Source organism: Pandoraea sp. PE-S2T-3, assembly GCF_002179965.1.
In the GTDB taxonomy this organism is placed as follows: Bacteria; Pseudomonadota; Gammaproteobacteria; order Burkholderiales; family Burkholderiaceae; genus Pandoraea.
On sequence record NZ_NGUQ01000037.1, the window covers coordinates 885,207 to 897,003 of the forward strand.

The 11,797-nt window shown below is 65.6% G+C and carries 11 protein-coding genes; 6 read left to right on the forward strand and 5 right to left on the reverse strand.

Annotated elements, in window-relative coordinates; translation table 11 throughout:
* Positions 1-54 precede the first annotated feature (54 nt).
* From CDV46_RS25975 to CDV46_RS25985, 3 genes are read left to right on the forward strand one after another with little or no spacing between them, the layout of a single operon-like run.
* Entirely contained in the window at positions 55-1,713 is a 1,659-nt protein-coding gene (locus tag CDV46_RS25975) for an FAD-dependent oxidoreductase (RefSeq protein ID WP_087725942.1), read from the forward strand.
* Positions 1,710-2,039: a 4Fe-4S dicluster domain-containing protein gene (locus CDV46_RS25980; protein ID WP_087688952.1), complete on the forward strand. Its 330-nt coding sequence runs from the start codon at positions 1,710-1,712 to the stop codon at positions 2,037-2,039. Before CDV46_RS25975 ends, CDV46_RS25980 begins: the two co-directional genes overlap by 4 nt.
* Positions 2,039-3,067, forward strand: coding sequence for an ABC transporter substrate-binding protein (locus CDV46_RS25985; RefSeq protein WP_140413488.1), 1,029 nt, complete (start codon positions 2,039-2,041; stop codon positions 3,065-3,067). Before CDV46_RS25980 ends, CDV46_RS25985 begins: the two co-directional genes overlap by 1 nt.
* A gap of 28 nt (positions 3,068-3,095) precedes the next feature.
* Here CDV46_RS25985 and CDV46_RS25990 read toward each other — a convergent pair whose 3' ends face one another.
* The 4 genes from CDV46_RS25990 to CDV46_RS26005 all read right to left on the reverse strand — a co-directional run bounded on the left by CDV46_RS25990 (position 3,096) and on the right by CDV46_RS26005 (position 6,655).
* Positions 3,096-3,851 carry an anti-sigma factor gene (locus tag CDV46_RS25990; RefSeq protein WP_087725944.1) on the reverse strand — a complete coding sequence of 252 codons (756 nt, stop codon included), beginning with the start codon at positions 3,849-3,851 and terminating at the stop codon, positions 3,096-3,098.
* Complete coding sequence (locus tag CDV46_RS25995) at positions 3,848-4,465, reverse strand: sigma-70 family RNA polymerase sigma factor (RefSeq protein ID WP_087725946.1); 618 nt, start codon at positions 4,463-4,465, stop codon at positions 3,848-3,850. The genes CDV46_RS25990 and CDV46_RS25995 overlap by 4 nt, the downstream gene beginning before the upstream one ends.
* 189 nt (positions 4,466-4,654) lie before the next feature.
* Positions 4,655-5,692, reverse strand: a complete 1,038-nt coding sequence (locus tag CDV46_RS26000; RefSeq protein WP_087688955.1) for an alpha/beta fold hydrolase — start codon at positions 5,690-5,692, stop codon at positions 4,655-4,657.
* 192 nt (positions 5,693-5,884) lie between these two features.
* Positions 5,885-6,655 carry an alpha/beta fold hydrolase gene (locus CDV46_RS26005; RefSeq protein ID WP_087725947.1) on the reverse strand — a complete coding sequence of 257 codons (771 nt, stop codon included), beginning with the start codon at positions 6,653-6,655 and terminating at the stop codon, positions 5,885-5,887.
* 164 nt (positions 6,656-6,819) lie between these two features.
* Between CDV46_RS26005 and CDV46_RS26010 the strand changes: the two genes are divergently transcribed.
* The 3 genes from CDV46_RS26010 (at position 6,820) to CDV46_RS26020 (ending at position 10,417) form a co-directional block, all read left to right on the forward strand.
* Entirely contained in the window at positions 6,820-8,280 is a 1,461-nt protein-coding gene (locus CDV46_RS26010; protein WP_087725949.1) for an HD domain-containing phosphohydrolase, read from the forward strand.
* An 81-nt stretch (positions 8,281-8,361) separates the two neighbouring features.
* Entirely contained in the window at positions 8,362-8,814 is a 453-nt protein-coding gene (locus CDV46_RS26015; RefSeq protein WP_087725952.1) for a DUF2946 domain-containing protein, read from the forward strand.
* Positions 8,815-8,938: 124 nt separating this feature from the next.
* On the forward strand, positions 8,939-10,417 hold the full coding sequence (locus CDV46_RS26020) for a PepSY-associated TM helix domain-containing protein (protein ID WP_087725953.1): 1,479 nt from the start codon (positions 8,939-8,941) through the stop codon (positions 10,415-10,417).
* Positions 10,418-10,442: 25 nt separating this feature from the next.
* Here CDV46_RS26020 and CDV46_RS26025 read toward each other — a convergent pair whose 3' ends face one another.
* On the reverse strand, positions 10,443-11,639 hold the full coding sequence (locus CDV46_RS26025) for a citrate synthase family protein (RefSeq protein WP_087725955.1): 1,197 nt from the start codon (positions 11,637-11,639) through the stop codon (positions 10,443-10,445).
* Positions 11,640-11,797: the final 158 nt, after the last annotated feature.

The window sequence follows — 11,797 nt, forward strand, 5'->3', positions numbered from 1 at the left end:
GCGGGACGGGTGCCGTCCTGCGTTTCGAATAGTGATCATCAGGAGGTGGTGCCAATGAGTGAAACCAATGCGCAGGTGAGAAAACCCGCAAATGCGGTGTCCGATGCCTTCGTCGGCAAGCGTCTCGACGCCGACGTGCTGGTGATTGGCGGCGGCCCCGCCGGGACGTGGGCCGCCATCAGCGCGGCGGCCAACGGGGCGCGCGTGGTGCTGGCCGACAAGGGCTATTGCGGCACGTCCGGGGCGACAGCACCGTCAGGGACCGCGGTTTGGTATGTGCCGCCGACGGGTGACGCCCGCGAACGGGCCAAGGCGAGCCGCTTCGAGATGGGCGGGCAACTGGCCGAATCCGTCTGGATGGACCGCGTGCTTGAACAGACATGGACCAATGTTCAGCAACTGGCGCAATGGGGTTATCCGTTTCCGGTCGATGAATTCGGCGAAGAACAACGCACCTCGGTACAGGGACCGGAGTACATGCGTCTGATGCGCAAGCGCGTGAAGGAAGCCGGTGCGCGCATTCTCGATCACAGCCCTGCCCTCGAACTGCATGTGAACGATGACGGCGCCGTCGCGGGCGCGGCGGGCGTGAACCGTCAGACCGGCGAGACGTGGCGCGTTCGCGCTGGCGCCGTCGTCATCGCCACTGGCGGCTGTGCGTTCCTGAGCCGGGCGCTGGGCTGCAACGTCCTCACCGGCGATGGCCAACTGATGGCCGCCGAAGCCGGGGCCGAGCTCTCCGGCATGGAATTCTCGAACGCCTACGGGCTCGGGCCGGCGTTCGCGTCGGTCACCAAGTCGATGTTCTACAAGTGGGCGACGTTCTACGACGAAGACGGCGTGAAGATCGACGGTGCGGGCTCGGCACGCGGGCGTGGTGTCATCGCCCGCGAGCTTCAGACCCGCAAGGTGTTCGGTTGCCTCGATCTGGCCGACGAACAAATTCGTGCGTGGATGCGCACCGCCCAGCCCAACTTCTTCCTGCCTTTCGACCGGCTGGGTATCGATCCTTTCACTCAGCATTTCCCGGTGACCTTGCGATTGGAAGGCACCGTGCGCGGCACGGGTGGCTTGAACGTCACGGGCAACGACTGCGCCACCTCCGTGGCCGGGCTCTATGCCGCAGGCGACGCGGCCACGCGCGAACTGATTTGCGGCGGCTTTACCGGGGGCGGCAGTCACAACGCGGCATGGGCAATGTCGTCGGGCTTCTGGGCAGGGGCCGGTGCCGCCGGTCACGCCCGGGCGAATCGCGACGCGACCCCGGGCACGCTGTATCACGCGGGCACCGTTGCCCTTCAAACCACCTCGGCGCATGCCCGCATCGACAGCGAGCACATCGTGAAAGCGGTGCAAGACGAAGTGTTCCCGTATGAGCGCAATTGGTGGCGCAGTGCCGACGGGCTCGAAGACTCGCTCGGGCGGCTCGACACGCTGTGGGCACAACTGCGCGCGAGTGCCCCGGCGCAAACGGCGGCCGAAGCCGTGCGCGCCCGCGAGGCCGCAGCCATGGTGGCGACGGCGCGCTGGATGTACCGCTCGGCGCAGCAACGCACCGAGACGCGCGGCATGCATCGCCGCGTCGACTATGCCGCCACCGACGACGGCCAGCATCACCGCCTCATCAGCGGCGGTCTCGATGACATCTGGGTGCGCCGGCAAGCGGTGAAGTCAGCGGTTCTCACCCCGGAAAACGACGGAGTGTTCGCATGATCGAAATCGTGAACGAAGCGCGCTGCACCGGCTGCAACATCTGCGTGCGCGCCTGCCCGACGAACGTGTTCGACGCGGTGAAGGACGGTATTCCGCAAATTGCCCGGCCCGACGACTGCCAGACGTGCTTCATGTGCGAACTGTATTGCCCGGAAGACGCGCTGTTTGTCGCCGCCCACGCCGACCGGCACATCACGGCCGACGAGGCGAGCGTGCTGAAAGAGTCGCTGTGGGGCAGCTACCGCGATGCGGTCGGCTGGGGGCCGGGGCGGCGCTCTACGGCGGCGCTCGACGCCAGTTATGTTCTGTTGACGAAGGCACATTGATGACGCAAAACAAGCTCTCCCCGGTCTTGCTGACGGACTCGCAAACCGATGATCTGACCGCCCACGAGGCGGTCTCCACCACGCGTCGCGCCCTGCTCAAAGGCGCGCTCGCCAGTGGCCTGCTGCTCGCTGGCGGTACCGCACGCGCCGCGACCAACAACGGCAAGACGCTGCGCTTCGGCGTGATCGGCCCGGCACGGGCGCCGGCGGCACCCACCGGGTATGCGCTCTCACGCGGTTACTTGCTGCGCGAACTGGCCCCGCTCGGCTTCACGGAAGTGCGGTTCGACATGTTCCAGAACGGCCCCGATCTCAACGAAGCGTTCTTCTCTGGCACGCTAGACGTGGGCATCTACGGCGACACGCCTGCGGTCGTCGCACGCTCACAGGGGCTCAAGGGGCGCCTGATCGGCTTTGAGGAAATCGGGCTGGCGAGTTGGCTGCTGACACCGCGCGGTGGCGTCAAGAGCATCAAGGAACTGGAAGGCAAGTCAATCGGCGTGCCGCTGGGCTCTTACATCCACCGGTATCTGCTCGGTGTGCTCGATGGCGCAGGCCTCACGGGGCGCACGCGCGTGGTTCACATGCTCGGCCGCGACGCCGGTGCAGCGCTGGAACACGGCTCATTGGGGGCGTATGCGGCGCAATCGGATCTCGGGCCGACACTGGCCGCGGCAGGCTATCCAGTGATCGACCGCGCCAACGACCACCCGGAGTTGCTGGGGTCGTCAGTCATCGTAGCGTCGAACGACGTGCTGGCTCGCGCACCGCAGTTGCCCGCCGCGTGGAACCGCGCCCGGCGTGCTGCGCTCGCCGATATCGACCGCGACCCGCAGGCGTATTTCAACTTCCACAAGCAAACGAGCGGCATCGCGGAGGACGCGATCCGGATCTCGCATCCGATCTCCAACTATCCGGCCGATCCCCTGCCCGCCTCGGGAATTCAGATTCTCGACGGGGTCAAACGCTTCCTGCTGAACGGCAAACTCATTCGCAACGATTTCGCGTTGCAGCAGTGGCAAACCTGACGGCAGCCACCGGCGGCCCCACCCGGCATCAAGCCGGATGGATCGCGCCGGTCGCCACCACCGGACCGGTCGGCTGGCCGGTCGGTGATCCGCCCGGTGGCTCGATCGAGACGGCGAAGACCGCCTTCGTGTCGATCTGCGCGAGGATGGCCGGCGGCAGCGCCATGGACGCCGGTTGATCTGACGCGAAGACGCCCAGCGGAATCGGTTTCGCGTTCGGCGGAATCAGCCAGAGTTCGGTCGCGCGGTCGGCGGCGATGGCCGGCTTGTCGGCGGGTACCACCACCATGCGGGCGTTCTGGACGTCGACGGTTGCCGTCCAGTGCGCCACGCCATCGGCACGCGCCAGCGTCGCCACCATATAGGTGCTGGCCACCGTCGCGCTCGGGGCTTGCGGGCCGACATGGGTCGTCAGATTCACCGCCAGCAATGCCAGTGCCGCAACGCTCGCACCGGCACCCACCCAGCGCCAGAGCGCCAGGTTGTTCCACCAGCTTTCGCTGGCCGGTCGATTAGTGCTTTGATTGACGGTTTGATTGGCGGCCTGATCGATGCGGAAGCCCAGATCGCTCCGGATACGCAGCCAGACACGCGGCGGCACCGCTTGCGGCGGCAAGTCTTCGACGAGGGGCGCAAAGTATTGCTGCCAGCGCTCCAGCACCGCTTGCAGTTGCGGGTCGGCGTTTGCGGCCTGCTCCAGCGCACGGCGCTCGTCCAGGTCGAGAACACCCAGCGCGTACTCTGCGCAGCGCACTTCGTCATCGCGGTTGATCGGCGTATTCATTGTTCGAGGCACACTTTCAACTGCATCAGACTGCGGCGAATCCAGCTTTTCAACGTGCCGAGCGGCACGCTCAGATGCGCCGCCAGTTCGCTATACGTTGCACCGCTGAAAAAGGCCTCGCGCACGGCGGCGCGTTGCTTGCCCTCGAGCTTTTCCATGCACGCCTCCAGCCGCTGGCGATCTTCGCTCGCTTCGGCAAGGGCTGCGGGGCTGGGGTTGTCGTCGGGAATTTCGATGGCCTGCTCGTCATCGAGCGCGGCCTCGCGGTGTTGGCGCAGACGGTCGATCGTCCGGTTGCGCGCCAGGGCGATCAGCCAAGTCATCGCGTTGCCACGGGTCGCGTCATACGCGTCGGCGCGTCGCCAGACGGTGACGAACACGTCCTGAAGCATGTCTTCGGCTTCTGCCTGCTCGCGAACCATGCGCAGGATCACGCCAAACAGGTGGGACGACGTCAGCTTGTACAACTCGCCGAACGCCTCCTGACTGCCCTGCCCGACCTTTAACAGCGTCTGGTTCAGGTGCTCGCGCCGCACATCTTGTGGGTCAGACGCCCCGGCGCGGGACGTCTCGACATCGCCTGGCCGTCCAGTGGTACCTGGTATGTCAGTCATGTCGTGAGGGCGAACGGAATCGCCGTGACGTGTTGGTTTCCGGAAATATAGCACCTTCGCGTCGGACTGCCGCCGCCGGGATCGACTGGAGAGTTGGAGATCGGGCATGGTCGTCGGGGCATGGTGTGGATGCCCATACATACGTGCCGGATCCCCATTCGGATGCAACCACCGGTCACATCACGCCGATCAGAGCGTCACGACCTCCAGAATGGCGTCGGCAAAGGCTTTGGGCGCTTCCTGCGGCAAGTTATGGCCCACGCCATTGCCAATATCGCGGTGCAGGTACTTGCCGGTGAACTTCTTGGCGTAAGCGGCGGGCGGCGGATGCGGTGCGCCATTGGCCTCGCCTTCCAGCGTGATCGTCGGCACGGTGATGACCGGCGCGCCTGCCAGACGTTGCTCGAGCGCATCAAAACGCGCCTCGCCCTTCGCCAGCCCCAGCCGCCACCGGTAGTTGTGGATCACGATCGCGACGTGGTCGGGGTTGCGGAACGACGCCGCCGAACGCGCATAGGTTGCATCGTCGAAATGCCACTGCGGCGATGCCGTCTGCCAGATCAGCTTGTTGAATGCGTCGGTGTTCTCCGCATAGCCCTTGGCACCACGCTCGGTGGCGAAGTAGTACTGGTACCACCATTGCAGTTCGGCCTGTGGCGGCAACGGCTGGCGATTGGCCTCCTGGCTGCCGATCAGATAACCGCTCACGGACACCAGCGCCTTCACACGCTCGGGCCAGATCGCAGCAACGATATTGGCCGTGCGCGCGCCCCAGTCGTAACCGCCAAGCACGGCCTGATCGATTTTCAGCGCGTCCATGAGGGCAATGACGTCTGCCGCGACGACCGCCTGCTGACCGTTGCGCGGTGTCGCCGCCGACAGCAGACGCGTGGAACCGTAACCCCGCAGGTACGGCACGATCACGCGATAGCCGGCCGCCGCCAGCAACGGGGCAACGTCCACATAGCTGTAGATGTCGTACGGCCAACCGTGCAGCAGAATCACCACCTTGCCATCCTTCGGACCCGCTTCGGCATAGCCGACGTTCAGATCACCGGCGTCGATCTGACGAATGGCGTCGAACGAGGTGTGCCCGCCCGCCAGCGCGCCGGAAAGCGACGGCGTTTGTGCGCGGGCCAGATTGCTGAGACCGAGGTCGGCGAGCGTCATGCCCGCGAGGGTGGTACCGAGAATGCGACGACGGCGAAGGTTGACCGGATTCGACATGAGTGATGTCCTCTCTGAGTTGGGTGTCGGGGGCGTCCGGCGCATCGTTCGGGAGAGCCCCCGGAAAGGGCCATCGGGATGCGTCCCGGACGCCTGATCAGAGTTATATCCGGCCCCGCCGGGCCATTTATGTCCGAATGTATCTGCCGTTACCGACGACACATACGAATTCAAAAAAGCCCGTCTGGCGGCTTACTTCACGGAGGCCACGGCGTCGAGAATGACCTTGGCCACATCGGCGGGACGCGATTGCTGCGGCACGTGACTGGACGGCACCTCCGTCACCTTCGCCCCGATACGCTTGGCCATGGCGCGCTGCGCATCAGGCGCGATCATGCGATCGTTCTGGCTGATGACGAACCACGACGGCTTCTGATGCCACGACGCGACGCTCACCTTTTCGCCGAATGCCGTCGCCTTGATCGGCCCCTGCGTGGCAGCCATGACGTTCGCTTGTTTGACCGGCACGTCCTGCGCGAAGTATTGCGCCACGTCCGCCGGGGGCAGGCTGAGCCAGCCGCTGGCATCGGCCGTAATGTGGTCGGTGCCCGGCGCCTTGGGCAGCGTCTCACCCAGCGTGGCGACGGACTCCCCGGCGTCCGGTGCGAATGCCGCGACGTAGACGAGGCTTGCCACCTTGGCGTCTTTGCCTGCCTCGGTAATCACGGCGCCGCCCCACGAATGGCCGACCAGCACGACTTTGCCCGGTTGATTGTCGATGGCGCGCGTGGCGGCGGCAACGTCGCCCGCCAGCGAATCGAGCGGGTTCTGTACGGCGGTGACCTTGACGCCCTTGTCCTGCAACAGGGCAACGACCTTGGCCCAGTCCGAACCGTCGGCGAACGCGCCGTGCACGATCACGACGGACGGTTGGGTCTCGGCAGCGCTGGCCGGGACGACGACACCTGCGAGGCCCATCAGGCCGGTGCTCAGCAAGAGGGCTGCGATAGAATGGCGTTTCATCGAAAACTCCTTTGATCAGGGGAACGAACCACGACGTTGGCTCGACTGGTTGCCAGTGTCGTCGCGCGGCGGTCCGCCCGGTATCGGACGATTGTCCGATGCGAGCAACGTCGCCACGCCCCTGCCTTCTCCCCCGCCACCTCGCCTGCCCCCACTCACAAATCATGTCTTCGAGCACCGCGGGACTCACCGATGCCGTTCTCGCGCTCGCCTTCATCGGCGACCTGAGCATGGGCCGTTCAACGGACCACTCGCGCCGCGCCGCCTGTCTGGCCGGTTGGCTGGCCGACGCCTCGGGCGACACGACAGCGGCACAGAACGACGCACGGGCAACAGCGCTGCTGCGCTGGTCCGGCTGCACGGCCAACGCGAGCGGGTTTGCCGAACTGCTCGGCGACGATGTCGCTTCGCGCGAAGCGATGATGGCGCAGACGCTGCCGCCGCTCAGTGCCCACACGCAATCGCTGATCGTGCCGTTGGCATTGATCCATTGCGAGATTTCGGGCGACGTGGCGGTCACGCTTGGCATGCCCGCGCCGGTGGTCGACGCCTTGCGCCAGATATTCGAACGCTTCGACGGCAAGGGCATGCCAGCCGGGCGCCTTGGCGATGCCATCCCATCTACCGTCTTCATCGTCAACGTCGCCAGCGATCTGGAAATCCTCTCGCGGGCGCATGGTCGCGAACACGCTTACGCGTTCCTGCGCAGTCAGGCGGACGCCAAGTACCCCGGCAAGCTGGTGGATCTGGCACTTCGCCACGCCGATCAGTGGCTCGATGCGCTGGAGGCGGCCGAACCCGATACCGCCGCATGGCAACTCGCCGACCCGGCATCGACCGCGCGCGTGCCGCTAAGCCTGCTCGCCGACGTCACCGAGCTCAAATTGCCGTGGATGGCGGGTTTCTCTCGCCGCGTGGCCGGGCTCGCGACACGTACCGCACAGTGTCTCGGCATGAGCGTCGACGTGCAGGCGCAACTCGACGCGGCAGCCTTGTTGCACGGTATCGGGCGCGCCGCCCTGCCGAACCGGCTTTGGGACACGCCGGGCAAACTCTCCGCCGATCAGTGGGAACAGGTGCGTCTGGTGCCGTACTGGAGCGCACGGGCGGCCAAGCAGATCGAGGGCTTGCGAACGGCGGCCGATCTCGCTTCACACGCCTACGAGCGTCTGGACGGAAATGGCTACTTCCGGGGCGTGTCGGGCGACGCGTTGAGCGCGCCGGCTCGCGTGCTTGCCACGACCGTTGCCTTCGAAGCGCTTTGTGCGGTGCGGCCATGGCGCCCCGCCTATTCGGTCGACGCCGCCGCGCGCTTACTGACAGCCGATGCGAGCGCGGGCAAATTCGACGCGGCGGTGGCGCAAGCGGTCATCGCCGTGGCAGAAGGTAAAGAAGGTCAGGCAGCGGTACGTCCTGCGCCATCGACGACCGGTTCGCTGCTCTCGCCGCGCGAAGTTGAAGTGCTGCGCCAGATCAGTACCGGCATGAGCAACAAGGAGGCCGCGCGCGCGTTGGCGTTAAGCCCGAGCACGGTGCGCACGCACGTGGAAAGCATCTTTCGCAAGCTCGATTGCTCCACGCGCGCCGCGGCCACGCTCAAGGCGCTGACCGCAGGTTTGCTCTGAGTGTCGTGATAGCATTCACGCTTCTTGCGGCCCCCGGAGTCGGGCGCCGCGCAATACCCCTCTAGCCCCCGACCGAGTCCGATGACCCGCACCTCACGCAGACGCTTATGCGCATGGCTCGGCCTCGCCGCCATGTGGCTCGCTATCTGCGTGCCTGCGATCAGTCAGGTGCTCGCGGCACATCGCGCCGCCGCTGAGCGGCCCATCGATGCCGCGTTCTGTACGGTCGACGGCAAGACACAAAGTGTTGTGCTGTTCTCACGTACGCAGGCAACCGACGGCGTATCCGGCACAGCCCATCACGACCCGGCCAGTCACGCCACACATGAGTCGCACGCTTCACACGCCGATCAAGGCGATGTTTGCGGCTATTGCTCGTTGCTCGCGAATCATCCGCCGCTCACGCTGCCTGCCCTGACGGGGGCACTGTCGTTCGCGTGGATTGCACGCGCCGGCCCCGCTGTCGTCGTCACGCCCTCTGCCTCCCGCCTCGCCTTTGCGCCGCCCGCGCGCGCGCCGCCCGTCTTTTCCTGAGATTGCCTCCCGAACGACCCTCCCCCAATGACGGTGGCGGTGCGTCGTTCCCTTGCTACGCCCGGTGTCGCCGCATGGCGCGACAGACCGGCGTTAGCTCACACAATCGTCTCGGAATCGACTCATGCAAGTTCCCTACACTCCGGCGCGAGAAGCGCAATCGGCCGTCGCGGCCGGTCAATATCGCACCCTCTGGCGCTGGCATTTCTACGCGGGCCTGTTCGTCATGCCATGGCTCATGGTGCTGGCAATCACCGGCACGCTGTATGTCTTCCAGCCGCAAATCGAGTCGTGGCTGTATCACGACCGTTTGATCGTCGCCGCACAGAACACACCGCAACTGGCCCAACAAACGCTGATGGAACGTGCCGCCGCGTCGTTGCCAACGGGCGCGCAAATCAGTTCGGTGGAGGTCAATCGCGACCCGGCACGCAGTGCGGAATTCATTTTTAAACTGCCCGGCGGCGAGCGCGAAAGCGTCTACGTCAATCCGTACACGGGCACTGTGCTCGGCACGCTGAGCGTGCAGAACCGGTTGATGGCGCAGGTGCGTCAGTTGCATCGATCGCTCATGCTGGGCAAGCCGGGCGAATTGCTCATGGAGCTCGCCGGCTGCTGGACACTCGTGATGCTGGCGACCGGCGTCGCGCTCTGGTGGCCGCGCGGTGGCACCTCATGGGCCAATGCGTTGCGTCCTCGCTTGCAGTTGCGCGGTCGCCCGCTGCTGCGGAATCTGCATGGTGTTGCGGGCTTGTGGCTCGCGGCGGGTGGGCTCGCATTCGTGCTGACGGGCCTGCCATGGTCGGGCTCGTGGGGCAAGCAGTTCAAGGCGCTGGCGACGCAAGCGGGCATGGGCTCGCCGCCCGGCGCTTGGGGCGAAGCACCGGTGCGCTCGCAAATTCCCGCCCGGCCGATGAAGATGGACGATCTTCCACTCGCGCAAATGCCGTGGGCGGTCGGCGATACGAACGTGCCGACATCTGCGCCCATGGGCCATGAAGGCCACGCCGGGCACGAAGGTCATGCGGGTCACGAAGGCATGGGCGCGATGGGCATGTCACCGACACAACTGCGCGCCGAGGGCGCACTGCCGATCGATCGCGTCATCGATATCGCCGCACGCAACGGCGTCGGCAGCGGCTACAGCCTTGTAGTGCCGTCACGCCCCGACGGCGTCTATACGGTGTCGTACTTCCCCGCCGACCCACGCGTGGAGCGCACGCTGCACATCGATCAGTACAGCGGAAAAGTGTTGAACGACATCGATTACGACGCCTACGGCGGCGTCGCTCAAGCGATCTCGTACGGGACCTCGCTGCACATGGGACGGTATTTCGGCGCGGCCAACCAGTGGCTGTGTGCGCTGATCTCGATGGGGCTTTTTGCGATGGCGGCGACGGGGGCGGCGATGTGGTGGATCCGGCGTCCCGCGCGCTCGCTGGGGGCACCGTCACGCAGTCAGACGCGTCCGCCCATGCGCGGCTGGACGCTCAGCATGTGGGTACTGGGGTGCGTGTTCCCGCTGATGGGCGCGACGATGGCAGTCGTCTGGGCCGTCGACCGGGTGATCTTCAAGCGTCAGCGCACGTCCGTGCCGCAGTGATCTCGGTGCTGCCGATCATGCGGCGTCAGTCGCCGTGCGAAGGCGGCGCACCGACGTAAGCCGCGCGGGGTCGAATCAGGCGCGTGCTCTCGCGTTGCTCAAGGGCGTGGGCAATCCAGCCGATCGTGCGGCCTAACGCGAACAGGCCGAACGCTGCGCCCAGCGGCAGTTGCAAATGCCGACGCACCGCCACGAGTGCGAAATCGAGCGATGGCCGCTGGCCCAGCAGCGCGTCGGCGGTGTCGATGATGGTTTGCCATGCCGGATGCGCGGGCAGCACGCGTGCAAGCATCGCACTCGCGCGCACGTCACCTGCCGGATAGAGGTGATGGCCGAAGCCGGGCAATTTCTCGCCGCGCGCCAGTCGCGCGCCCATGCGTGCCGCGATATCGACTTCGCCGACCTCCTCCCACATCGCCTCGTTGCGCGCCGTCGTGCCGCCGTGACGCGTGCCGGTGAGCGCCGCGAGCCCGGCGATCACCGATGCACGCAAACTGGCGCCGGTCGACGCCACACATCGCGCCGTGAAACTCGACGCATTCAACTCGTGATCGGCGCACAGCACGAGCGCCATGCGAATCAGATCAGCGCCCTCGGCATCGTCGATCCCCCAGGCGCTTGCACACTGCTCGTGAATCGGCGCAGTGCTTGGTGCCGTACCCAACAGGCATGCCGTCATCAAGCGCAACAGCGCGCCGCTGCCCTGCGCAACGCGTGTGGGGTCGCGCTGCCAGATCGCCGTCGGCGCATCGTCACTGGCAACGGTAAAGCACGGCAGCAGCGCGGCTTCGGCGCGTCGGTCCCGGTAGCTCTCCAACGTCAACACGGGCCATTCGGACGCCTTTGGCAAGCCACCCTCACCAAACGCCGTCGCCTCGCCGCATTGCCATAACCACGCTGCCGTGGCTTCGACGGTCGCCGTTTGCGCCATCGTCAGCGCATCACGTCCCCGGTAATAGCAGCGGCCGTCTTCAATCAACGTGATCGCCGATTCGAGCACGGGCGTGCCCCAGTCCAAAGCCGCTTTGGCGACCTCTTTCGGTTTCCGTCCGCGCGTGCGCTGTGCGGCAAGTCGCTCAACGTCTACGACGCGGTAACGCCGTTCGCGATGTGTCTTGCCCGGTTCGGCATGCAGCAGCCCCCGGCTCACATAGGCGTAGAGCGTTTGCAACGACACGCCCAAGTGCTCGGCAGCTTGCTTCGCAGTGAAATAATTTGTCATGACATCAATGGCTTAGCAATTTTTTTGAAGACATCACTTCACAGATGAATTCGCAATAGATTGACTAAGTTAATCAATATTGACAATAAAATCCATCGGCATAAGCTTCAATGCGCCGGCAGTCTCGCATCGCGACTCATGCGATGTTTCTATCGATT